The sequence below is a fragment of the Paraburkholderia sp. UCT2 genome (genome assembly GCF_014397665.1).
In the GTDB taxonomy this organism is placed as follows: domain Bacteria; phylum Pseudomonadota; class Gammaproteobacteria; order Burkholderiales; family Burkholderiaceae; genus Paraburkholderia; species Paraburkholderia tuberum.
Map to the genome: position 1 here is coordinate 60,317 of NZ_VZQO01000015.1, position 23,736 is coordinate 84,052.

The window sequence follows — 23,736 nt, forward strand, 5'->3', positions numbered from 1 at the left end:
GACTAGAGACGAGGCCCGCCTCAGCCCGCCTTGCACACCTCGTGCAACGCGTTGAGGCGCCGCACCGGATCCGCGACATACGGATTCGACTCGTCCCACGCGTAACCGGCGAGCACCGCGCAGATCATGCGGCGGATCGGCGTCACCTGTTCCGGGTAGTAGATGATGTCCTGCAGCTCGCCCGTGTACCAGCGCTCGACGAATGCCCGGAACGTATCGATGCCCTTGCGCAACGGCACGTCGTAATCGGCTGACCAGTCGACCGTCGCGCCGTCGAGCTGCCGGTTCAGCGCGCGCGCCGCCAGATGCGCGGAGCGCAGCGCGATCGTCACGCCCGACGAAAACACCGGATCGAGAAACTCGCCCGCATTGCCGAGCAGCGCATAGCCCGGCCCGTGCAGACTCGCGACATTCGCTGCGTAGCCGCCGATCTGCCGCACCGGCATCAGGAACGGCGCCTGCCCGATCAGCCGGTTCAGCGTCGGCTCCTGCCGGATCAGCGCGCGCAGCGCCGCCTCGCGCTGTGCCTCCGGCACGTCGAGAAAGCTCGCTTCGGCGACGCACCCTACCGAAGAACGGCCGCCCGCGAGCGGAATCATCCAGAACCATACGTCGCGACGCTCGGGATGCGTCGCGATGCAGATCTTGTTGCGATCGATGGCGTCGAGCGCGAGCCCGTCGCGCACGTGCGTGAACAATGCGGCGCGCGTCGGCATGCGCGTCGGCGCCTCCAGCTTCAGCAGGCGCGGCAGCACGCGCCCGAAGCCGCTCGCATCGAGCACGAAACGCGCTTCGACCCGATACGCGCCGGCACTTTCATCGACGACGTCGAGCACCGGTGCCGCGTCCGTGCGCACCGCACTCACCGTGTGGCCGAACCGCACGTCGGCACCCTGCGCGGCCGCGCAGCGAATCAGCACGTCGTCGAACAGCGCGCGCTCGACCTGGTACGTGGTGCCCCAGCCCGGCGAATGCTTGTCGCGAAAGTCGAACGACGAGCTCTGGTCGCGATATACGAAGTGCGCGCCGTTCTTGTACTGGAAGCCCGCCTCGACGACGGCCTGCAGCATGCCTGCCTCTTCGAGGTACGCCATGCTTTGCGGCAACAGGCTCTCGCCGATCGAGAAGCGCGGAAAGTGCTGACGCTCCAGCACCAGCACCGAGCGGCCCGCCTTACGCAGCAGCGCGGCGGCCACCGCGCCGGCGGGACCCGCACCGATGATCGCGACGTCGACCACGGTCCGCTTTGAAGAATCGCTGTTCAAATCACTCCTCCAACGGTTTGCGTGCGTTGCCGCGCCGTATGCGAGCCTCGCCACGCTTCGAACATCAGGCTCGCGCAACTCCCGCCGAACCCGAAAGAAACCGACATCGCCGTGTCGATGCGCGCGTCGCGCGTCACGCGCACGAGCGGCATGTCCCGCACTTGCGGCTCCGGCGTATCGACCAGCGCGGTCGCCGCGATGAAGCCGTCGCGCATCATCAACAGCGTATAGATCGCTTCGTGCGCGCCGCACGCGCCGAGCGAATGCCCGGTCATGCCCTTGGTCGACGAAAACGCGGGCAACCCTTGCGCCGATGCACCGAACACGTCGCGCAACGCGTGCAGCTCTTCGAGATCGCCGAGCGGTGTGGACGGCGCATGCGTGTTCACGTAGTCGGGACGCCGGCCCGCCTGCTCGAGCGCGCCGCGCATCGCGCGCGCGATGCCGGCCGCACGCGGCGCGACCATGCCCGCGCGATCGGTGCAATCGCCGAAGCCGCTCAGCTCCGCGTAGATGCGCGCGCCGCGCGCGAGCGCATGGTCGAGCGCTTCGAGCACGAGCACGCCGCCGCCCGATGCGATCACGAAGCCATCGCGCTGCGTGTCGTACGGTCGCGACGCGCTCCGGGGCGTGTCGTTGAAGCGGCGCGACAGCGCGCCCATCGCGTCGAACATCAGCGTCGTGTTGTCGTGCAGCGCTTCGCTGCCGCCCGCGAGCACGATCTGCTGGCGGCCGGTTTGGATCAGCTGCATCGCTTGCCCGATCGCGAGCGCCGACGTCGTGCATGCCGACGACGGCGAATAGCTGACGCCTTCGAGCCCGAACATCTGCGCGACGTTCGCCGACGCGGTGCTGCCCATCGTATGCGGCACCGTGTACGGCGGCACCTTGTCGACGCCGCGCGTGTGCGCGATGGCGAGCGCCGCGTCGTAGCTCGCCATCGTGCCGACGCCCGAGCCGATCACGACACCCGCGAGCGGCGACTGCAATGAAGCGAGGTCGAGCCTTGCATCGTCGATCGCGCGTCGCGCCGCGTGGCACGCAAAGCGCGCGGTGTCGCCCATGAAGCGTTCGAGCTTGCGCTCGAACGGCGCCTCGTGCGCGACCGACGCCATGCCCGCGACTTGCGATGCAAATCCGCGCTCGCGCCACGCATCGATACGCTCGATTCGCGAGTGCCCCGCGCGCAACGCCGCGCAGACCTGGTCGAGCGTATTGCCGAGACACGACACGATGCCCATGCCGGTCACGACCACGCGTTGCAGGCCTGTGCTCATCGAACGCGCCGGAAAATCAGCGACGTGTTGATGCCGCCGAACGCGAAGTTGTTGCTCATCACGTACTCGGCGTCGATCTCGCGCGCGCCGCCGACGATGTAATCCAGCGGCGCGCAAGCCGGATCGAGGTGGTCGAGATTCAGGGTGGGCACGTACCAGTTGCGCTTCATCATCTCGATCGTCCACCACGCCTCGATCGCGCCGCACGCGCCTAGCGTATGGCCCACATAGCTTTTTAGCGAGCTGATCGGCATGCGCGCGCCGAAGGTCTGCGCGGTCGCATGGCTTTCGGCGATGTCGCCGCGATCAGTCGACGTACCGTGCGCGTTCACGTAGGCAATCGCTTCGGGCGGCAATTGCGCGTCGCGCAGCGCGAGTTGCATCGCGAGCGCCATCGTGTCGGCGGTGGGTTGCGTCATGTGCGCGCCGTCCGAGTTGCAGCCGAAGCCGACCACTTCCGCGTGAATCCGCGCGCCGCGCGCCAGCGCATGCTCGTATTCTTCGAGGACGAGCGTCGCCGCGCCCTCGCCGACCACGAGGCCGTCGCGCGCGGCATCGAACGGACGCGGCGTCAGATGCGGCTCGTCGTTGCGCGTGCTGGTCGCGTACAGCGTGTCGAACACGGCGACCGCGGGACCCGACAGCTCTTCCGCGCCGCCCGCGAGCATCAGCGTCTGTTTGCCGGACTGGATCGCCTCGTACGCATAGCCAATCGCCTGGCTGCCCGACGCGCACGCGCACGAGGTCGGGATGATGCGGCCTTTGAGGTCCCAGAACAGGCTCACGTTGACGGCCGTCGTGTGCGGCATCATCTGCACGTAGCTATTCGACGTGACGTTGCTCATCAAGCCGGTTTCGAGCATCGTGCCGAACGCGCGGATCGGCTGCACCGAGCCCGACGACGAACCGTACGCGACGCCCATGCGGCCATCCGCGATGCGCGTGTCGTCGGCGAGGCCCGCGTCGGCGAGCGCGAGTTCGCTCGCGCGCACCGAGTACAGCGACACCGGGCCCATCGAACGCACTTTCTTGCGCGGGTAATGCGCGGGGATCGTGAACCCGGGCAGCGGACACGCGAGCCGCGTATGCAGCGACTCGAAGTAATCCCACTCGGACATGCGCCGCACCGCGTTCTCGCCGCGCTTCAGGCGCGCTTGAACCGCGTCCCAGCTATCGCCGAACGCAGTCACGCCGCCCATGCCGGTGATGACGACGCGCTTCATCAGACCATCCCGCCGTTCACGCCGATCACCTGGCGCGTCACATACGACGCGCCATCCGACATCAGAAAGCTCACCACCGACGCGACCTCCGCCGGCTGGCCGACGCGGTTCATCGGCACGGTCTTCAGCGCGTGATCGAGCGTCACCTGTTCGAGCATGCCGGTTTCGATCAACCCCGGCGCGACGCAATTGACGGTGATGTTGCGCGACGCGAGTTCGACCGCGAGCGCCTTGGTCGCGCCGATCAGTCCCGCTTTCGCGGCGCTGTAATTGACCTGGCCGCGATTGCCCATCACGCCCGACACCGACGCGATCGTGACGATACGGCCGCCCTGGCGCGCGCGCACCATCGGCATCGTCAGCGGATGCACGACGTTGTAGAAGGCATCGAGACCGGTTTCGATCACGACGTCCCAGTCTTCTTCGGTGAGCGCCGGAAACGCCGCGTCGCGCGTGACACCCGCGCTGCACACGATGCCGTAGTACGGACCGTGCGCGGCGACGTCGGCTTCGAGCGCCTCGCGGCACACGGCGCGCTCGCGCACGTCGAATTGCAGCACGCGCGCCGTGCCGCCCTGCGCGGCGATGCCCGTCGCGACCGCGTCGGCTTCGCTGCGTCCGGTGCGGCAATGCACGGTCACGGCGAACCCGTCGGCGGCCAACTTGTACGCAATCGCGCGGCCGATGCCGCGGCTTGCGCCGGTAACGAGAACTCGCCGGCTCATGAACTCATACTCCCTTCGATGAATGACTGGAAATCGGGCGGTTGAAACACCTTGATCACCGCTTCGGCACAGCGCGCGTCGCCGTCGTCGATCGTGCATTCGTAGGCACTGTGGCCCGCGTCGCTGCGCAGCAGCTCGCTCACGTGAACGCGCAAACGCGCGCCGCTTTGGAACACCGGCTGCAGCGCCTGATAGCTGCGCGAGCCGAGCAGCACGCCGGGACGCGCGTGGCCGCCGCCGCGCATCGCGACGAGCGCGATGTGCGCGGCGATCGCCTGCGCCATCAGCTCGATGCCGATCCACGCGGGCATCGCGCCGGCGGCGTCGGCATACCATGCGTGCGGGTCGACGTTGGCGAAGGCGCTCAGCGTGGTGTCGGCGAACGTGTCGATCGCATCGAGCAGCAGCATGCTGCCGCGATGCGGGATGATCGCTTCGATCGGCTGACGCACGAGTTGCTCGACAGTGAGTGGCGGAGTCGTCATGCGCTTTACCGGGCGAGAATCAGGCTGACATTGCTGCCGCCGAACGCGAACGAATTGCTCATCGCGTACTGCGTGCCCGTGCCGCGCGGCAGATGGCGCGCGCCCGCGACGAGATCGAGCGCGGGCAGCGCGGGATCGGCCTCGCCATCCCACAGATGCGGCGGCAGCGTCGCGTTCTCGCGCGCGAGCGTGAGCCACGCGAAGCCGAGTTCGGTCGCGCCGGCCGCGCCGAGCTGGTGGCCGGTCAACGGCTTGGTGCCGCTCGCGGCCACGCCGCCGGGGAACACGCGCGCCATCAGATGCGCTTCCATTTCGTCGTTCTTCTGCGTGGCGGTCGCGTGCAGATTCACATAGCCGACCGCCGAAGCCGCGATGCCCGCGTCCGCGAGCGCTTCGCGAAGCGCGAGTTCGCCACCGACGCCCTGCGGGTCCGGCGCCGAAATATGATGCGCGTCGCTCGATTCGCCGAGGCCCGCGAGCCGCACCGCCGCTTCGTCGCGGCTCATCAGGAACACGGCCGCGCCCTCGCCGACGTTGATGCCGCGGCGATTGCGGCTCATCGGATTGGTGCGCGCGCTGCTGGTCGATTCGAGCGACGCAAAGCCCTGCACCGTCAATTCGCATAGCGAATCGACACCACCGACGACGACCGCATCGCATAGCTGCAATTGCAGCAGCCGACGCGCCGACGCGAACGCCTTCGCGCTCGACGTACACGCGGTCGAAATCGTAAACGCCGGCCCGCGCACGCCGAGCGCGGCGGCAGCGAACGGCGCGGCGGTGCCGATTTCCATCTGCCGATAGTTGAAATTGGCCGGCAACGCGCCGGCTCGTGCGTGATAGACGAACGCGGTTTCGGCCGCCTCGATGCCCGACGTGCTGGTGCCGAGCACGACGCCGATGCGCTGCGGGCCGTAGCGCTCGCGCGCGGCTTCGAGCGCTGGCGCGATCTGCGCGAGCGCCGCGAGCAGCAGCCGGTTGTTGCGGCAGTCGTAGCGCGCGAGGTCGGCGCGCGGCGCGAGATCGAGCGGCGCGAGCACGCTGCCGACGAACGCGTCGCCGATGCCGGTATGCACGTTGCCCATGCCGGGCGAGCGCGCGGCGGCGAGCGCCGGCACGATCTCGTCGACGTCGCCGCCGAGCGCGTTGATCATGCCTAGCGCGTGCAAATAAACTGTTGGCGCTTTCATGCCGCCCTCCGTGGTTCCGATGACTTGCCCGAGCGCGCTGTCGATGGCATGCCGAGAGGCGCGAGCAGCACCGCCACCGCGATGCCGAGCGCGAGCGTGGTGCCGAAGCTTTTGAGCGCGGGCATAGCGCTCACGCCGAGCATGCCGAACGACAACAACGTGGTCGCCGCCGACAGCAGCACGCCGGTCCACACCGCGCCGAGATCCGCCTCTGCGCGCGCGCAGCCTTCGCGCAGGAACACCGCATAGTTTGCGCCGACGCCAAGCACCAGCATCAGCGCGAGCCAGTTGAACAGATTGAGCGGCACGCCCGCGTAGCCGAACACCGCCAGCGCGACGCCGACCGCGAACAGCACGGGCAAGGTCGTGGCGATACCCCCGCGCGCCCCGTAGCGCAGCATCAGCAGCACGCACACGAGCACGAGCGCGCCGCCGAGCCACCAGCCGCTATCCACGCGATACGCGCCGAACAGCCTTGACACGCTCGCGGCCTTATCGACGAACACGACGCCGGGCAGGCCGCGCGCGAGCGCGATCAGCGCGGGCTCGTTGCGCGGCGTCACGCCTTGCGGGATCACGACGGCCGCGTAGCCAGGTTGATGAGCCCGATTCTTGTCGTTCGATCCCACCGCGCCGAGCCACAGATGCCGATACGGCTGCGACCACGGCGCCGCGAGCCAGCGCTCGACGGTGAGCGGCGCGGGCGGCTGAGCGAAGCCGGCGAGCCACGCATCGGCGACTTCGTCCTTGAAGCCCGCTTGCAGCAGCGTCGCACGCAATGCGGCGAAGTCGCCGAACACATGCCGCGCGAGCAGCGCGCGATCTTCGCGCTGACGTTGCGCGGACGGCACGAACTGCGCGACCGACTGGTAGCCGCCGACGCTATCGGCGCTGCCGTTCAGCGCATCGAGCTTCGCACCGAGCGCTTCGGCGCGTTGCAGCACCGCTTCCTGGGTCGCGCCGCGCACGACGAAAAACTGCGCGCTGTTATCGACGCCGACCGCCTCGCGCACCGTGTCTTCCTGCGCGGCCAGCGACGCATCGCGCTGGATCAGCAGATGGATGTCGTCGTCGCTGCTCAGACGCAGCCAGCCGGGCACCGACGCGATCAGCAGCAGCGCGGCGACCAGCCAGGCGCGCTTGCCGCCGAGCGCATGCTGCCAGCGCGCGAGCAGCCGCGCCGCGCCCGCGAACAGGCGCCGAGGGCTGTGCTTCGGCGCGCGCGTGAGCAGCGCGGGCAGCAGCCACAGTACCGACGCGAACGCGGTCGTAATGCCCACCATCGCGAAGCACGCGATCTGCTTCAACGCGGGGAACGGCACCCACATCAGGATCGCGTAGCCGAGCAGGCTCGTCGCCAGCGCAACGCCCAGCGCGGGCCGTACCCTCCGCGCGCCGAGCCGCGCATCCCAGTCGCGGCCCGCGCCGAGATAGACGACGAAATACTGGATCGAGTAATCGACGGCCTCGCCGATCAGGCTCGCGCCGAACACGAGCGTCAACAGATGCAGCTTGCCGAAGATGAGCAGCGTCGCCGCGAGCGCGCAGACGATGCCGAGCGCGGTCGATACGAAGCCGAGCAGCAACAGACGCGGCGAGCGGAACACCCACATCATCAGCAGCGCGATGCCGGCGAGCGACGCGATGCCGATCACGTGCACCTCGCGTTCGGAAGCGCTGCGCGCGGCCTCGGCGTAGAACACGGCGCCCGTGCGTGCAACCGATACGTCGGGAAACGTCTGACGCAACGCGCTTTGCGCATCGGCGAGCGCCGCGTGTACCGCGCGCTGCGTCTTCGTTTCGTAGGCGGAGCCCGGCAGCGTCGCGATGACCAGCACGCTGGTCATGTCGCCATGCGCGTCGTGACGATGCGACACCAGCAGGTTGTCCTCGACTTCGAGATTCGACGTCGCGAGCGGCAGATTGCCGAGCCAGCGTTCGAGCCAGCCGAACGGATCGTCGGCGAGCTGCGTACTGAGGCCGCCTTGCAGCGGGCTGTAGATGCGCTGCGCGAGCATGTCGTGCAGCGTCGCCGCGCTCGCGGTCGCGAGCGCGGTGCGATCGGCCGGCGCGAGCAGGCCGAAGCGGTATGGCAGATACAGCGCCGAGATCTGCGACAGGTCGAACGGCGGCAGTTCGCCCGTCACCGAGGCGAATGCGCCGCTCTTTTGCAGCGACGCGCCCAGCTGCTTCGCGGCCGCTTTCGCGTGCGCATCGTCGCGGCTCGTGACGAGCAGCACGGTGCGATCGCCGAGCGCGCTCGCGAGCGTGTCGACCGCTTTCTCGGCGACCGGGTCCGCTTCGGTCGCGGGCAGCAGCGCGAGCAGATTGGTTTCGAGCGGCGACGCTCCGGCGAAGCGCCAGCCGCAATACAGCGCCGCCAGCAGCGCGAGCACGAGCCATGCGGCGCGCACGCCCCACGCATGTTTCGCGGTTGGCTGCTGCGGCATGTCCATCACGGCGCTCCGAACAGGCTGCGCTCGTCCGGCGTGGGCTCGGCGACGGCCGTGCTGTTCGCGAACTCGAGCTTCGTCACGTCGCCGTTCGCGAGCGTGATGCGCAGGTTTTGCAGATAATCGCCGCCGCTCATGTCGAGGCCCTTGATCGATTGCGCGAGCTGCGGTTGATTCGGCGTGAGTCGCATGCGCCATTGCGCGGCGCTGCCTTCGGCGCTCACGTCGAACTGCGAGTACAGCGCCGACAGATCGCCGCCGAGCATCGCGCGCATCATCTTCGACACTTGCGCGACGCCGCGGGCGCCCTGCGCGCTATGCGTGCTCACGCGGCGGCCGCTGGCGTCGAGCTGCGCGACGCCAGCGTCGGTGATCACGTAGGTGGCCTTGTACGGCGTGTCGATCCGCCAGATCACGCCGCGCTCGCGGAAGAACAGCAAGGTGCCGTTGCTGACGAGCGGCTGCTTCATCGCGGCAAGCGTCTGCGTCTGCGTGAATTGCGCGCGCACGCCCTTGGGCTGCGCGAGATGCGCGGCGATCTGCGAGACGAGCGCGGCGTTGGCGTTGCTGGCGGCGTTGGCGGCTGGAGCCGTATTGCTGGCGGTGGCCGCATCGGCCGATGCCGCTGCCAATGCAAGCGCCCCTATCGCGACGATCGCCCCCGCCAGCCGCGACACGAGCGCTCCCAGCGCGCACCGGTTCACCGTCCCCATACGCGCTCCAGCTTTTCGAATACGACCGGCGGCGACACGAACTGCAATTCCTCGGTGGCGGCATCGACGGCGACCTGGACCGTATAGCCCTTCGTGAGCCGCGCGCCCGATGCGCAATCGACGATTTCATAGCCTATTTTCAGGCGGTTTTCGTATTCGAGCAGTTGCGCGCGCACTTCGATCTTCTGTCCGTACACGGCGGCCCGCACGTACTTCAGATGCGCCTCGACGATCGGCCACAGATAGCCGGACGCCCGCATCTCGCGATAGTCGTAGTCGAACGCGCGCAACAGCGCCGCGCGGCCCAACTCGAAGTACTTCAGATAATTGCCATGCCAGCACACGTTCATCGCGTCGACGTCGTGAAACGGCACTTCGACGGTCGCGCTCGCGGCGAGCACGTGCTGCGTTTTCGCGGGCTCGCTCATGCGTTGACTCCTTGGCGATCGGCAGCGGCACCGGCATCCACATGCGCCGCGGCACTCGTAACAGCGCGTACGTGCCGCACATCGTTCAGATCATGGTCGGCCATTTGCGCCTCGCTCGGGGCTGGCCCAGAAATCGAAGAAATTGAACCATTGGTAAGGGGCCTTGCGGCAATAGTGTTCGAGGCGCAGCGCGTAGCGTTGCGCCCACGCTGCCAGATGCTGCGCGCGTTCGCGGCGCGGCAGCTCGATGCGCTCGGCGAACGGCTCGAAATACATGCGGTAACCGTCGCGTTCCTTCAGGCAGAAGAACAGGTAGACCGGACAGCCGAGCGCATGCGCGAGCACGTAGGGTCCTTGCGCGAACGGCGCGCTCGCGCCGAGAAATTGCGCGTCGGTGGTGCGTCCCGTCTCGCGCGCCGGCACCCGATCGCCGACGATCACCAGCAGCTCGCCCGCATCGATGCGCTGCTGCATCAGCACCGCCGTCTCGGGACCGAAGTCGCCGACTTCGAGCAGATGCCGCGCGAAGTCGCGATTCGACGCCGCCAGCACCTCATTGAAGCGGCGCGCGTGCCCGGTGTAGACGACCGCCGTGACCTTCGCGTGTTCGCCGCGGATGGCGAGCGCGCGCATCATCTCCAGATTGCCGAGGTGCGCGCCGATCACGAGCGCGCCCTTGCCGCTCGCGATCAGTGCTTCGAACGCCGCAGGATCGTCGAACGTGACGTCGGTGTCGTCGACGCGGCCGGTCCATGCGGCGAGCTTGTCGAAGCCCGATTGCGCGAACGCGAGCATATGGCGATACGCGGACAGCCAGCCCGGGCGCGGCGTATCCGCCGACGGCGCGACCGCGCTCAGATGCGCGAAGTAGTTGTCCGATGCGGCGCGCGCCGCGCGGCCCGTCAGCAGAAAATACGCGACGACCGGATGCAGCCACAGCGCGGTGAAGCGGCGGCCGAACAGCTTGCAGCTCAGCGCGAGCAGGCTCATGCCGAGGCGGCTGCCGCGTTCGGCGATGCGCCACCAGGCTTCGGGCCGGGCTTCATCGGCGGCGTCGGCCAGCGCGCCGCGACGCGGCATCAGCTTGTGCGCGAGCAGCATCGGCAGACGCCACAGCATCCCGAACACGAGCCGCGTATGGCTGCGGCTGATTCGCACGTTGTCCCACAGCACGTCGAAATGCGACACGCCGTCGGCCGCGTAGGTCACGCGCGTCGGGATCGAGCGGAACGCGGCGCGGCGCCAGTAGAGACGCACCAGGATCTCGATGTCGAAGTCCATGCGCGTGGGTAGTCGCACGCTGTCGATCAGCTCGCACGCGAGCGCGAGCGGATACAGACGAAAGCCGCACATCGAATCGCGAATCGTCAGCGACAGCGTCTCGATCCACACCCACACGTGGGTCAGATAGCGGCCGTACAGACGTGCCTTCGGCACGCTGTCGTCGTAGACCGGACGGCCGAGAATCACCGCGCCGGGTTCGGCGCGCGCGGCATCGATGAAGCGCGGCACGTCGGTCGCATCGTGCTGGCCGTCGGCGTCGATCTGCAGCGCGTGCGTGTAGCCCGCGGCGCGCGCCGCGCGCAGGCCCGCCATCACTGCCGCGCCCTTGCCGCCGTTTGCGGGCAGACGCAGCAGCGTCATCTGCTGTGCGTATTGCAGCGCGAGCGCGGCGAGTACCCGCTGGGTCGGCGCGTCGCTGCCGTCGTCGACGACGAAGATCGGCAGGCCGTGCACCGCGAGATGCGCGACGCTCGCTCCGATCGCGTCCTTGTGGTTGTAGATCGGAATGACGATGCAGGGCGCGAACGTCATCACGCGTCCTCCCGATGCACGAGCAAGCCCGACGCGCATTCGCGTCCGTCGAGCCGGTACGCGAACTGCACACGCCGGCGCGCGGCATCATAGGCGAGCGTGAGCTCGAGCACCGCACCGGGCGACACCGGCGCCATGAACTTCAGACGATCGACCGATGCCACCTCTCGCACGCGCGGCCAATGCCCGGCTGCGAGCCGCGCTGCCCAGTCGACCTGCACGACGCCCGGCAGAATCGGCAGACCCGGAAAGTGGCCGGCGAAATGCTGGAGTGACTGCGGCACGCGCAGCACGTAGTGCAGCATGTCGCCGACGCGCATGTCGCCGACGCGCGTTTCGGCGAGCACTTCCATGCCCTCGGCGAGCGGCGCGAACGCGGCCGCAACCGCGCTCGCGGGCAGCTTGCCGCGCGCGTCGAATGGCAGGCTCACGCGAAAACGCCAATGACGCGGCAGCACGACCGCATCGAAGTAATCGGCCAGATGCCGGCGCAGCGTTTTCGCCAGCGCGACGCGGCCTTCGTCGCACAACGCAGCGCCGCCCGCTTCGGTCAGCGCGACCACCGCGCCGACGCGTTCGCGCGACGCGCCTATGAGCGGCACCAGCGCCGCCTGCGCGACATACGGATGCAGCGCGAGACGCGCCTCGAGTTCCGGCAGCGAGACGCGCTTGCCGCCGAGCTTCAGCACGCGGTCGAGGCGCCCTTGCAAGCGGAAGCGCCCGTCGGCATCGAACGCGATGCGATCGCCGGTGCGATGCCAGCCGTCGTGGTCGAGATGCGGCGAGCGCACGCACAGCGCGCCGTCGTCGTCGCGGCGCACCTCGGCGCCGGCGACCGGCTGCCACGCGTCGCCCTGATCCTGACGCCGCCACGCGATCCCGCCGGTTTCCGTGCTGCCGTAGATTTCGAGCGGCGCCGCGCCGTAGCTCGCCGCATAGGCCAGCGCGGCGTCGGCCGCGAGCGGGCCACCCGACGAAAAGAACGCGCGCGGCGCGGGCGTAAGCGCGGCGAAGCCCGGCAACGCGGGCCAACGCGACAGCTGCGCGGGCGTCGACACCACCGCCGTCGCGCCGCATTGCGCGATGCGCGCCTGCAGTTGCAGCGGCTCGACGCCGGTCGCGCGATCGAAGGCGCGGCCGGCCGCGAGAGGCCACAACACGCGAAACAGCAAACCGTAGATGTGGTGATGCGGCACGCTCGCGAGCATCGTCGCGTCGCCGAGCAATGCGCCCCATTGCCGTTCGAGCGTGTGGACTTCGGCGTTGAATTGCGCGAGCGTCTTGCGGATCGGCTTCGGCGTGCCGCTGCTGCCGGATGTGTAGAGCGTCATCGGCGCATGGGCGTCGATCGGGTGGGCGGTGTGAGCCGTGCGATGCGTCGCTGCGACGAACGGCGGCAGATCCGCATCTGTCAGCAGGAAGTCGTAGGCGTGCGCGAGATCGGCGAGATAGCCCGGCGTTGCATTGGCCGGAATCACCGGCTCCTTGCCGCACGCGAACAGCGCGAACAATGCGCAGGCGAACTCGAACGGATCGTCGATACAGAGCGCGCAGCGCCGCGCGTCGGGCGTTCGCACGAGCTCGATCAAGCGCTCGACGCGCGCGCGAAACGCCGCGCGATCGAGCAGCACGGCGCCATCGCGGCACACCGGTGCGGCGGACGTCGCAAGCGCGGCATCGGCCGACAACAGATCGTGCAACGCGAGCATCAGGCGGCCTCCGAATCCGCTCGCGCGGCGCGCGGCAGCACGAACAGACGTCGCCATACGTATTCGCCCGCCAGCAGCGCGCCGATCAGTCCGTAGGCGATCGCGCCGTTGTACAGCGACCAGGCCGCGCGGCTCCAATAGAGCGCGGTGTAGACGGAAAACGCGCCGTTCAGCACGAAGAAAACGCACCAGACCTGAGTCACGCGCCGCGTATAGCGCACCGCACCCGGCGGCAGATCAGGACTGCCGAGGCGCGCGAATTTTTCGATCATCGACGGCCCGCGCACGAGCGTCGCGCCGAACGCGATCAGCAAACCGAGATTGACGAGCGACGGATAGAAGCGCAGCAGCAGCTCGCTATCGGTGACGACGATCGTCGCCGATGTGCAGCTCAGCATCGCCACCACGCTCCAGTCGAGCGTGGAAAGCTGCCGCAGCGACATCGCAACCGGACCGCCGCCGGCCCAGCGCTGCAGCCATAAAGTCACCAGCAGCATGCCGCCGACGAGACGCGGCGCGTCCCAGCGCCATGCGCACAAGATCAGCGCGGGATAAGCGAGTTTCAGCAGCACCTGCAGGACGGTCCTGCTCCAGTGAGGCCGCGCGCCGGATTCGCTTGCGGCGGGACGTGGCTGCGACATCTGCGTGCGCGGGTGCGCGACCGGCATCAGCCTTGCGCCGCGAGCAGCGATTCGACCGCGCCGATCACGTCGCCGACCGTGCGCACGGATTTGAAGTTCTCCGGCTTGATGCGGCGGCCGGTCAGCTCCTGCAGCTTGATCGCGAGATCGACCGCGTCGATGCTGTCGAGATCGAGGTCTTCGAACAGGTGAGCGTCGGGCGTCACGCGCTGCGGCTCGATCGCGAAGTTTTCCTGAAAGATCGCGCGGATGCGCTCAAGAATCTCAGTCTCGGTCACGATTAAACCCCCTTCCTTGCGGTTTCGTTCGCAGCGTGCGCCGCTTCGCGCTGACTCTCGACCAACGCGGCAAGCGTGTTGATCGAGCGAAAGTGCTCGCGGGTGCGTTCGTCGTTCGCCACGATGGTCAATTGGTATTGTTTGCGCAGCACGATGCCGATTTCGAGCGCGTCGATCGAATCGAGACCGATGCCGTCGGAACCGAACAACGAGGCGTCGTCGTCGATATCGGCGGGGCTCAGGTCTTCGAGATCGAGGGCTTCGATCAGAAGCTGTTTAATTTCCAGTTTTAAAGAATCCATAGTCGAACAGGTGCTGGGTAATGTGGGCTTCTACGGCATTCGTCACGCTGCGCGCCGCGATGGCCGCGGTGGTGTCGTGCGCGGCCAGCTCGCCCACGCCAAGCGGCGCGAGCACGTTCACGCGCATCCGGAAAGCGCGCGCCGGCACGTCGTACCAGCGCATCTGCCGCGTGAACGCGGGCGGATCGCAATCCATCAATACCGGCACGATCGGCGCGCCGGCCTTCAGCGCCATGTGCGCGAATCCGCGCGAGAACGCGTGCAGCCGGTTCGGCGCCGGGCTGCGCGTGCCTTCCGGAAAAATGATCATCGTATAGCCGGCCGCGAGCTGCTTCGCGCCGGCCTCGACGAGCGCGATCGCGTCCGCGTTGCTCACGTATTCGGCCGCGCGCACGATGCCCCAGAAACACGGGTTGTGCCAGTGCGCGTGCTTCACGACGCAGCACGCGCGCGGCGTCAACGACAACAGAACCATCACGTCGAGGTAAGTCGGGTGATTCGCGACGACGATCGCCGGCCCGCCCGCGCGCAACGCCTCGGCGCCGGACACTTCGAGTTCCATCACGCCGAGACCGCGCAGCACCGCGACGAGCGCGCGGAAAAACCGGTGAATCACGACGGTCACCGCGCGCTGCCGCGACGCGCGATGCGGCCACAGCCACGCGAGCGGAAACACGAGTACCGAAAACAGCACGCCGCACACGCCGAACGCGACGAAAGCAAGGCCAGTCGCGCAAAAACGCCACGCGTAATCAAGCCGCGCGCTCATCCCACCTCCAGTGCCACAGCGCGCCCGCGCGCTGCCAGCGCGCGGGCTGGCCGGTTTCGAGGCAGTGCAGCAGCGCCTCGCTCTGGGTCGGAAAGCTCGGGGCGTCGCTCAACGCGGATCGCGGCTCGCCGCGTCGCTCGGCCACCTCCTCGTCAGCGCGGGTCAAAGAGCAAACAACGTGCCCAGCCGACGCATCTTTGTCGAGCAACACCGCGATCGCACCGCCGTGCACTTCGTCTTCGATCGTGCCGTACGCGAGATCGGCCGGTTCGTCGGCATACACGAGCAGCACCGGCGCATCCGGTTGCGTCGCGTATTGCGCGTACGCTTCGAGCAGTGCATAGCCGAGCGTCTGCGCTCCAGCCGATACCGCGCTCGCGGCCGAGCGGTCGCCGCGCGCAATCCCGAACACGCCGGTCATCGCGTTCAACACCGACAGGCTGAAGGCGGTCGGCGATACCGGCTCGCCGGCGCTGATGCTGCGCAGGATGTCGGTGGTACGCCGCAACTCCCCGTGCCGCGAAGCGAACACCACGCGCGCGGGTTCCTGCGCGACGCAGTCGTGCGCGACCTTGAGCGCCACCTTGGACAGCGTGCTGAGACGCCGCCGCACGATCGGCTCGATGAAGCCGATATCGGGTGCGGCAGACGAGGTAGCCGGCCAGCTAGACCAGCGACCGACCGGAATGGTCCAGTGCAGATCGGGCATATTGGTGTTCGCGCGTGGAAACGGGGAAGGGGCTCAAGCGCCTGACGGAATACACAGCCGTCACGGCGAGCGCCGCCGCGCGGATCGGGAAGTTCCAACCCGGGACCGACCAGTCTGCCTGTCAGGGAATGCAGCACCGGCGATCGGACCCGATTTGTCAGGCGCCCCTGACAATCGGTGTAGTGGATAGCGGCTCGGGCTCCTTTTGTGGCCGAATAGTACCGGGTATTTTGAATCAGATCGGCGAGGAAAGACGTATCCATCTGTATCCGCGTCTGTCACGCAACACATTGTTAGACGATTTGACAATATCGGCCGCGACGCCGCACCGGAAGGCGATCTCGTGCGTCGGCGCTGGCGCGACAATGCCGCCGGAACCGACGAAAAACCTTTCATTCGTCTTTCTTCGAATGCACCGCAGAGCGAAGACACCGACGCCGCGTCGTCCGTGCAAACAACATTCGTGGCAACGATGCGCCCGCGCCTGCTATACTCCGGCCCTCATTGGGGAGTAGCCGCCCCGCGGCACGTCCGCACCGCTTCGCCGGTGCGTCGCACGTGTGGTTCGCGGGGGCGCCTGTCAACAGACTTGGCCTGCACGGCCATGGCAGTCGCAGCCTCTGGCCTGGCGAGACCGATGATCCACACGCGCCGCAACAGGGCCCGGCGTGTCGTGGGTCGTCGCTCGTTCATCTTCGGCCCGAGGAATCCATTCAACGTGAATCAAGCTTTTCTGATTTCGACCGGAGCGGTCGCGCTCGCCGAGATCGGCGACAAGACGCAACTGCTCTCGCTCGTGCTGGCCGCGCGCTATCGCAAGCCCGTGCCGATCATTCTCGGCGTGCTCACGGCGACGCTGATCAATCACGCGGGAGCCGGCGCGCTCGGCGCGTGGCTCGGCTCGATGCTGACGCCGACCATCATGCGCTGGGCGCTGGCGGCATCGTTTATCGGCATGGGGCTGTGGATTCTCGTGCCCGACAAGCTCGACGACGAGGAAGCCAACACGAACCGCACGCACTTCGGGGTGTTCGGCGCGACGGTCGTCACGTTCTTCCTCGCGGAAATGGGCGACAAGACACAGATTGCGACGGTCGCCCTCGCCGCGCGCTTTCACGATTTCTTCGGCGTGGTGGCCGGCACGACGCTCGGCATGATGATCGCGAACGTGCCGGCGATCCTGCTCGGCGACCGCTTCGCGCATCGTCTGCCGACCAGGCTCGTGCACGGCATCGCCGCGGTGATGTTCGTCGTGCTGGGCGCGATGGCGTTGTTCGGGGTCGGGGTCTGAGCTACTGCGCGGCCTTCGGCGCCGACGCCGCGCCCGCGGGGGGCGTGGCCGCCGGCAGCGACACTTCGTTGGCGTCCGCGCCGCCACCGCCGCCGAGCGGAATCTTCACGGTGTGCACCGCGCCGTTGGCCAGCGGGAAATCAGCCAGCGCGCTACGCGCCAGATATGGCATTGCCCGCACCAGCGACGACTCCTCGCCGACATTGCGCGCCGTGACGTTGTAGACCTCCCGGCCGCTCGCGCGCTCGGTGATCCGGATGCCGAGCAGATGCGTGAACACCGGATAGCTCTGGTTCACGTACGTCGCCGGGAAAGGCCCCCACGGTCCCCACATATCGAACGGCCGGCCCCAGTAAGGACCGGGCCACGGGTTGTAGTAGACCGGCTGCGCGACGGTCACGATGTCCGAGCGGATGCCATAGGCGAGCTCGACCAGATAGCGCGCGTCGTCGTGCGAGACTTCGCGGAACGCGTGCAAGGCGAGCTCGTTCGCAACGATCCGCTCGTACGCGCTCAGCTCGAGATTGTTCTTCTGATCCTCGTGCCGCGTGAACGCATAGGTGCGCGTCGCCTCGCTTCCGCTCCAGTCCGAGAACGCGGTGACCTGCGTGGTCACGTAGGTCGTACAGCCGGACAGCAGCGCCGTCAGCGCGACGAACAGCAGCGCGACGCGGCGGGTCCATCGATCGATGTTCATGGTCTGCCTCGATGCCTCTGATTGCATCTATTCTGCTTCAGTTAAAACTCTGCTTCAGTCGAGATTATTCCGTCGCGCGATCCGCTGCCCGGCGGACGATGCCGGCGCTCCGCCACGCGCGGCGCCCGATAATACGCTGACCTCGCCAGCCGGTAAAAGGTTCTTCCCCTGTCCGTCGAAAGCGGCAGCGCTACCCGGCGCCGAGACTCGGCCCCCTTCCCTTCCGCACGATTGCCCGAGGCTTTGTACAATGACTCGACCAAGCCCGGCTCGCGCGCCGTTTGCGCGCCCGACCGCTCGAGTACACCACCACAGAACGCCATGGCCGATACCGCAACGCCCAATGTGATCCGCCGCGCCGATTACGCGCCGCCCGCCTTCCTGATCGACACCGTCGCGCTGGAGTTCGATCTGGTCCCAGAACGCACGGTCGTCAGGAACACGATGCGTGTTCGCCGCAACCCGGATGCGTCGCGCGCCGCGCATCTCGAATTGATGGGCGAGCAACTGGAGTTCGTCAGCGCCGCGATCGACGGCAAGCCATTCCCGAACGCGCACCCCCACGAGCACGGCCTGCTGCTCGACGAGGTGCCGGACAGCTTCGAGCTGACCCTCACCAGCATCTGCAATCCCGCGGAAAACACCACGCTGTCGGGGCTGTATGTGTCGAGCGGCAACTTCTTCACGCAGTGCGAGGCCGAGGGCTTTCGCCGCATCACCTATTTCCTTGACCGCCCCGACGTGATGGCGAGCTTCACGGTCACGCTGCGCGCGAGCAAGGCCGACTATCCGGTGCTGCTGTCGAACGGCAATCTTCTCGAACAAGGCGAGTTGCCCGACGGCCGCCATTTCGCGCGCTGGGAAGACCCGTTCAGGAAGCCGAGCTATCTGTTCGCGCTCGTCGCGGGCAAGCTCGTCGCGCTCGAAGAACGCGTGAAGACCGGCTCAGGCAAGGAAAAGCTGCTGCAGGTCTGGGTCGAGCCGCACGATCTCGACAAGACCCGTCACGCGATGGATTCGCTGATCCACTCGATCCGCTGGGACGAACAGCGCTTCGGGCTCGAGCTCGATCTGGACCGCTTCATGATCGTCGCGGTCAGCGACTTCAACATGGGCGCGATGGAGAACAAGGGGCTCAACATCTTCAACACGAAGTACGTGCTCGCGAACCCCGAAACGGCCACCGACACCGACTTCTCGAACATCGAGGCGGTGGTCGGTCACGAGTACTTCCACAACTGGACCGGCAATCGCGTGACGTGCCGCGACTGGTTCCAGCTGAGCCTGAAGGAAGGCCTGACGGTGTTCCGCGACCAGGAGTTCTCGGCCGACATGGCGGGCGGCGCCACCGACGAAGCCGCGCGCGCGACCAAGCGCATCGAGGACGTGCGGGTGCTGCGCCAGATGCAGTTCGCCGAGGACGCGGGCCCGATGGCGCATCCGGTGCGCCCGGAAAGCTACGTCGAGATCAACAACTTCTACACGATGACCGTCTACGAGAAAGGCTCGGAAGTCGTGCGGATGTATCAGACGCTGTTCGGCCGCGACGGCTTTCGCCACGGCATGGACCTGTACTTCAAGCGTCACGACGGCCAGGCCGTGACCTGCGACGACTTCCGTCACGCGCTCGCCGACGCGAACGGCCGCGACCTCGCGCAGTTCGAGCGCTGGTATAGCCAGGCCGGCACGCCGCGCGTGTCGGTGCGCACGCGCTACGACGCCGCGCAGCAGCGCTACAGCGTGACACTGCGCCAGGGCTACGGCGATGCCGTGCCGGCCGCGCGCGAAACGCAGAAGGGGCCGCTGCTGATTCCGTTCGCGATCGGTCTGATCGGCAAGGACGGCCGCGATCTGCCGCTGCAGCTCGACGGCGAGGCGAAGGCGTCGGAGTCGACCACGCGCGTGCTCGAATTCACGCAGACCGAGCAGACCTTCACGTTCGTCAACGTCGGGCAGGAACCGCTGCCGTCGCTGCTGCGCAATTTCTCGGCGCCGGTGATCGTCGAATACGACTACACGGGCGAACAGCTCGCGTTCCTGCTCGCGCACGACAGCGATCCGTTCAACCGCTGGGAAGCCGGCCAGCGGCTTGCCACGCGCGAGTTGCTCGCGCTGGCCGCGCGCGCGGCCACGGGCGCGGCGCTGCAGTTCGACGACTCGGTGGTCGCCGCGTTCGCGCGCGTTTTGACCGACGAGACGCTGTCGCCGGCGTTCCGCGAGCTCGCACTGATGCTGCCGTCCGAAGCGTATCTCGCCGAGCAGATGGCCGAATCGAATCCGGCCGCTGTGCACGCGGCACGGCAGTTCGTGCGCAAGCGCCTCGCGAATGTGCTGCGTGACGACTGGCTGAAGGTCTACGAGCAGCATCGCACGCCGGGCGCCTATGAAACGACGCCCGAGGCCGCCGGTCATCGCGCGCTGAAGAATCTGGCGCTGTCGTATCTGACCGAACTCGACGACTCCGCGGACGCCGTGCGTCTCGCGGCCGCGCAATATGAAACCGCGAACAACATGACCGACCGCGCGGCCGCGCTGTCGGCCCTGCTCAACGCGGCCGCGCCGCAAGGCGGCAGCCCCGAGGCGCAGCACGCGCTCGACGACTTCTATCGACGCTTCGAGAAGGAGCCGCTCGTCATCGACAAATGGTTCGCGTTGCAGGCCACCCAGCGCGGCGGCGCACGACATCCGGTGATCGATACGGTGCGCAAGCTGATGACGCATCCGGCCTTCAACCTGAAGAACCCGAACCGGGCGCGTTCGCTGATTTTCAGCTTCTGCGCGGCCAACCCCGCGCAGTTCCACGCGGCAGATGGCTCCGGCTACGCATTCTGGGCCGAGCAGGTGATCGCGCTCGACGCGCTCAATCCGCAGGTGGCCGCGCGCCTCGCGCGCTCGCTCGAACTGTGGCGACGCTTCACGCCGGCGCTGCGCGACAGCATGCGCGCGGCGCTCGAGAAAGTGGCCGCACAGGTCAAGTCGCGCGACGTGCGCGAGATCGTCGAGAAGGCGTTGGCGTGATGCCTCTCTGAGTTCCCGAGTCACATCGGAAAGCCGGCACGCGTTGCCGGCTTTTTTTCGCGTTGTTTTCAGCTGCGTTCACGCGCTCGTGTCGCGCCGTTAGCCGTTTGGCCGACTGTTAATCGGACCTCGCCGGGCAGAAAGTATATGTACAGGTTTGAACAGGTTTGATGGTTTACATTTAACGCGGTACGTTATACGATTCGATGATCACGACGTTCGCAGACAAGGCCAGCGCAGCGGGCAATGGAGCATCCGCATCAATGCGCAGTGGCGCCTCTGTTTTCCCTTCGTCGGCGAGGACGCGCTGAATGTCGAGATCATCGACGATCAATGACTACTGGGAGACCGACATGGTCATCAAACGCTCCGCGCTCAACAGGATCGATTTCTCCGACATCGATACGGGCGCGGCCATTGCCGAGATCCATCCGGGCGAAATTCTGCGCAGCGAGTTCCTCGAGCCGCTCGGCATGTCCGTCAACGCGCTCGCGCTCGCGCTGCGGGTGTCGGCGCCGCGCATCAACGACGTCGTGCGCGGCCGCCGCGCAATCTCCGCCGATACCGCGCTGCGGCTCGAGCGCTACTTCGGCGCCAGCGCGCAGTTTTGGCTCAATCTGCAAATCGCCTACGACCTGCGTGTCGCCACCGCCGCCGCCGGCGAGCAGATCGAACGGGAAATCGAACCGATGCCGCGCGCCGAGCGCCCGAAACTGCCCCGCGTGCCGGCCGGACACGCCCGGGCCGCGGCCCTCGCGGCCAGCGTCAGCGGAACCGTCTCGGCCAAGGCGCGCCGCAAGACCTGAAGCCGGCCGTGCAACCAAAAGCACGGAGCCGACACAAACGAGCGGTTAAAATCCCATCATTCTTCTAGCCTTCCGGAGTACAGCAATGTCTTTGCAACGTCGTACCACTCTCACGAAGTACCTGATCGAGCAGCAGCGCGAAACCAACAACCTGCCCGCCGACCTGCGCCTGCTGATCGAAGTCGTCGCGCGCGCGTGCAAGGCGATCAGCTACCACGTCAGCAAGGGCGCGCTCGGCGATGCGCTCGGCTCGGCGGGCAGCGAAAACGTCCAAGGCGAAGTGCAGAAGAAGCTCGACATCCTCTCGAACGAAATTCTGCTCGAGGCGAACGAATGGGGCGGCAACCTCGCGGGCATGGCCTCCGAGGAAATGGAACAATTCTTCCCGATTCCGGCCAACTATCCGAAGGGCGAATATCTGCTCGTGTTCGATCCGCTCGACGGCTCGTCGAATATCGACGTGAACGTGTCGATCGGTACGATCTTCTCGGTGCTGCGCTGCCCGGACGGCCATCAGGCCACCGAGCAATCGTTCCTGCAGCCGGGCACGCAGCAGGTCGCCGCGGGCTATGCGGTGTACGGCCCGCAAACGGTGCTCGTGCTGACCACCGGTAACGGCGTGAACTGCTTCACGCTCGATCGCGAGCTCGGCTCGTGGGTGCTCACGCAAAGCGACATGCGCATTCCCGTCGAAACGCGCGAGTACGCGATCAACGCGTCGAACGAACGCCACTGGTATCCGCCGGTTCAGCAATACATCGGCGAGCTGAAAGCGGGCAAGGAAGGTTCGCGTCAGGCCGACTTCAACATGCGCTGGATCGCGTCGATGGTCTCCGACGTGCATCGCATCCTGAGTCGCGGCGGCATCTTCATGTACCCGGCCGACAAGCGCACGCCGGACAAGCCGGGCAAGCTGCGTCTGATGTACGAAGCGAATCCGATGGCGTTCATCGTCGAGCAGGCGGGCGGCGCCGCAACCAACGGCGAGAAGCGCATTCTCGACGTCCAGCCGAAGAGCCTGCACGAGCGCGTCGCGGTGTTCCTCGGCTCGAAGAACGAGGTCGATCGCGTGACCCGCTATCACCTCGAAGCGAAGAAGTGATCTCGAAAGAAAAAAATGCCTCAAGGGGCTTGTCAAGGCACTAAAGTAGTCCCTATAATTTCGTTTCTCCTGATGCCGGAATAGCTCAGACGGTAGAGCAGCGCATTCGTAATGCGAAGGTCGGGGGTTCGATTCCTCTTTCCGGCACCATCAAGTTTCAAGCAAAAAGCCCAGTCCTCGCGACTGGGCTTTTTGTTTTCTGGCGTCTGTGTAGGCGCTGTGTAGGCATTTCACGTCAACTAGATGTGTTTTCGGACGGCCAGGTTCTCGAATATTTCACGAACTGTCGGCCGAGCCTAGCCTGGTGCATCTGGCCGAGTTCGACCCTGCTCTGCCGTTTGCTTGTCCGTCGGCCGAATGGCCGCCTTGAGATGGGGATGCGACACAGCCTTCTGCCGGCATAATCAGGAAATCTGCCAGTGCCGACAAGTGGGGCCAAGCCGATTTCTATCGAGCATGCACGCTGCTCGCCCGAGGCCATCGTTGACGCGTCCGTGCATTGAAGTCATTGATCAATCGGCTGATCCAGTCGTGCAGTAGTGAGCAAACTGTTCTGCGGAGAGCGCGAAACCCTTCTGCCTGGCGAGTTCCCAAGGACGTTCGCATTGGTGCGTGGATTCACACCAGGAATACCCAGCCGAACCAATACAACCATGTGCATCGCGATCTGCACCGACAACGGGTGACGGGCTGCTGGGCGGCGAGGCCGCGCAAGCGCTTAGCAGGCATGTCATCGTGACAGTGGCCAGGCAAAGAGAAAAGTAGTCTCGGCGCATAAAATGAGTCCCAGATTTGTGTGACGTCGGATTTTGGTCTTTTTGCCGTTTGCGAGTCGCGCAA

Annotated in this window: 22 protein-coding genes, 1 tRNA gene, 1 pseudogene and 1 riboswitch; of the genes and pseudogenes, 6 read left to right on the forward strand and 18 right to left on the reverse strand. The window is 66.8% G+C overall.

Annotated features, from left to right (window positions below; all coding sequences use genetic code 11):
- Positions 1-20: 20 nt before the first annotated feature.
- The 16 genes from F6X39_RS14745 to F6X39_RS14820 all read right to left on the reverse strand — a co-directional run bounded on the left by F6X39_RS14745 (position 21) and on the right by F6X39_RS14820 (position 15,982).
- On the reverse strand, positions 21-1,265 hold the full coding sequence (locus F6X39_RS14745; protein WP_187617140.1) for an NAD(P)/FAD-dependent oxidoreductase: 1,245 nt from the start codon (positions 1,263-1,265) through the stop codon (positions 21-23).
- Positions 1,262-2,542, reverse strand: coding sequence for a beta-ketoacyl-[acyl-carrier-protein] synthase family protein (locus tag F6X39_RS14750; protein ID WP_187617141.1), 1,281 nt, complete (start codon positions 2,540-2,542; stop codon positions 1,262-1,264). The genes F6X39_RS14745 and F6X39_RS14750 overlap by 4 nt, the downstream gene beginning before the upstream one ends.
- Positions 2,539-3,765: a beta-ketoacyl-ACP synthase gene (locus F6X39_RS14755; protein ID WP_187617142.1), complete on the reverse strand. Its 1,227-nt coding sequence runs from the start codon at positions 3,763-3,765 to the stop codon at positions 2,539-2,541. The genes F6X39_RS14750 and F6X39_RS14755 overlap by 4 nt, the downstream gene beginning before the upstream one ends.
- Entirely contained in the window at positions 3,765-4,490 is a 726-nt protein-coding gene (locus F6X39_RS14760) for a 3-ketoacyl-ACP reductase FabG2 (protein ID WP_184070780.1), read from the reverse strand. The genes F6X39_RS14755 and F6X39_RS14760 overlap by 1 nt, the downstream gene beginning before the upstream one ends.
- Positions 4,487-4,975: a hotdog family protein gene (locus F6X39_RS14765; protein WP_187617143.1), complete on the reverse strand. Its 489-nt coding sequence runs from the start codon at positions 4,973-4,975 to the stop codon at positions 4,487-4,489. Before F6X39_RS14765 ends, F6X39_RS14760 begins: the two co-directional genes overlap by 4 nt.
- Before the next feature lie 5 nt (positions 4,976-4,980).
- The gene (locus F6X39_RS14770; RefSeq protein WP_187617144.1) at positions 4,981-6,165 is read right to left on the reverse strand and encodes a beta-ketoacyl-[acyl-carrier-protein] synthase family protein; all 1,185 of its coding nucleotides are present in this window, start codon (positions 6,163-6,165) and stop codon (positions 4,981-4,983) included.
- Complete coding sequence (locus F6X39_RS14775) at positions 6,162-8,621, reverse strand: MMPL family transporter (protein ID WP_187617145.1); 2,460 nt, start codon at positions 8,619-8,621, stop codon at positions 6,162-6,164. Before F6X39_RS14775 ends, F6X39_RS14770 begins: the two co-directional genes overlap by 4 nt.
- Positions 8,621-9,331, reverse strand: coding sequence for an outer membrane lipoprotein carrier protein LolA (locus F6X39_RS14780; protein ID WP_187617146.1), 711 nt, complete (start codon positions 9,329-9,331; stop codon positions 8,621-8,623). The genes F6X39_RS14775 and F6X39_RS14780 overlap by 1 nt, the downstream gene beginning before the upstream one ends.
- Positions 9,319-9,759 (reverse strand): acyl-CoA thioesterase, encoded by a 441-nt coding sequence (locus F6X39_RS14785; protein ID WP_187613231.1) that lies wholly within the window; start codon positions 9,757-9,759, stop codon positions 9,319-9,321. The genes F6X39_RS14780 and F6X39_RS14785 overlap by 13 nt, the downstream gene beginning before the upstream one ends.
- A 90-nt stretch (positions 9,760-9,849) precedes the next feature.
- A complete protein-coding gene (locus tag F6X39_RS14790) occupies positions 9,850-11,574 on the reverse strand; it encodes a glycosyltransferase family 2 protein (RefSeq protein ID WP_187617147.1) in 1,725 nt (574 codons plus the stop codon).
- Positions 11,574-13,283: an AMP-binding protein gene (locus tag F6X39_RS14795; protein WP_187617204.1), complete on the reverse strand. Its 1,710-nt coding sequence runs from the start codon at positions 13,281-13,283 to the stop codon at positions 11,574-11,576. The genes F6X39_RS14790 and F6X39_RS14795 overlap by 1 nt, the downstream gene beginning before the upstream one ends.
- Complete coding sequence (locus tag F6X39_RS14800; RefSeq protein ID WP_187617148.1) at positions 13,283-13,951, reverse strand: hypothetical protein; 669 nt, start codon at positions 13,949-13,951, stop codon at positions 13,283-13,285. Before F6X39_RS14800 ends, F6X39_RS14795 begins: the two co-directional genes overlap by 1 nt.
- Entirely contained in the window at positions 13,951-14,202 is a 252-nt protein-coding gene (locus F6X39_RS14805) for an acyl carrier protein (RefSeq protein ID WP_187617149.1), read from the reverse strand. Before F6X39_RS14805 ends, F6X39_RS14800 begins: the two co-directional genes overlap by 1 nt.
- Positions 14,203-14,204: 2 nt before the next feature.
- Entirely contained in the window at positions 14,205-14,504 is a 300-nt protein-coding gene (locus F6X39_RS14810; protein WP_187617150.1) for a phosphopantetheine-binding protein, read from the reverse strand.
- A complete protein-coding gene (locus F6X39_RS14815) occupies positions 14,479-15,273 on the reverse strand; it encodes a 1-acyl-sn-glycerol-3-phosphate acyltransferase (protein WP_187617151.1) in 795 nt (264 codons plus the stop codon). Before F6X39_RS14815 ends, F6X39_RS14810 begins: the two co-directional genes overlap by 26 nt.
- Positions 15,257-15,982: a beta-ketoacyl synthase chain length factor gene (locus tag F6X39_RS14820; RefSeq protein ID WP_187617152.1), complete on the reverse strand. Its 726-nt coding sequence runs from the start codon at positions 15,980-15,982 to the stop codon at positions 15,257-15,259. The genes F6X39_RS14815 and F6X39_RS14820 overlap by 17 nt, the downstream gene beginning before the upstream one ends.
- 494 nt (positions 15,983-16,476) lie before the next feature.
- Positions 16,477-16,689, forward strand: a riboswitch (yybP-ykoY riboswitch).
- Between the two features lie 11 nt (positions 16,690-16,700).
- Between F6X39_RS14820 and F6X39_RS14825 the strand changes: the two genes are divergently transcribed.
- On the forward strand, positions 16,701-17,273 hold the full coding sequence (locus tag F6X39_RS14825) for a TMEM165/GDT1 family protein (protein ID WP_184027431.1): 573 nt from the start codon (positions 16,701-16,703) through the stop codon (positions 17,271-17,273).
- 1 nt (position 17,274) lies between these two features.
- Here F6X39_RS14825 and F6X39_RS14830 read toward each other — a convergent pair whose 3' ends face one another.
- Complete coding sequence (locus F6X39_RS14830; RefSeq protein WP_187617153.1) at positions 17,275-17,970, reverse strand: DUF4136 domain-containing protein; 696 nt, start codon at positions 17,968-17,970, stop codon at positions 17,275-17,277.
- A gap of 321 nt (positions 17,971-18,291) precedes the next feature.
- Here F6X39_RS14830 and pepN point away from each other — a divergent pair, with 321 nt between their 5' ends.
- The 5 genes and pseudogenes from pepN (at position 18,292) to F6X39_RS14855 (ending at position 23,046) form a co-directional block, all read left to right on the forward strand.
- A complete protein-coding gene (gene pepN, locus F6X39_RS14835; RefSeq protein WP_187617154.1) occupies positions 18,292-20,988 on the forward strand; it encodes an aminopeptidase N in 2,697 nt (898 codons plus the stop codon).
- A 226-nt stretch (positions 20,989-21,214) separates the two neighbouring features.
- Positions 21,215-21,325, forward strand: a pseudogene (locus F6X39_RS36800) (type II toxin-antitoxin system RelE/ParE family toxin); the annotation flags it as partial.
- A gap of 16 nt (positions 21,326-21,341) precedes the next feature.
- Positions 21,342-21,794, forward strand: coding sequence for a HigA family addiction module antitoxin (locus tag F6X39_RS14845; RefSeq protein WP_187617156.1), 453 nt, complete (start codon positions 21,342-21,344; stop codon positions 21,792-21,794).
- 85 nt (positions 21,795-21,879) lie between these two features.
- Positions 21,880-22,896, forward strand: coding sequence for a class 1 fructose-bisphosphatase (locus tag F6X39_RS14850; RefSeq protein WP_187617157.1), 1,017 nt, complete (start codon positions 21,880-21,882; stop codon positions 22,894-22,896).
- Between the two features lie 74 nt (positions 22,897-22,970).
- Positions 22,971-23,046: transfer RNA gene (locus F6X39_RS14855), tRNA-Thr, on the forward strand.
- A 362-nt stretch (positions 23,047-23,408) separates the two neighbouring features.
- Here the strand turns inward: F6X39_RS14855 and F6X39_RS36805 are convergent.
- Positions 23,409-23,672: a hypothetical protein gene (locus F6X39_RS36805; protein WP_409259755.1), complete on the reverse strand. Its 264-nt coding sequence runs from the start codon at positions 23,670-23,672 to the stop codon at positions 23,409-23,411.
- Positions 23,673-23,736 lie beyond the last annotated feature (64 nt).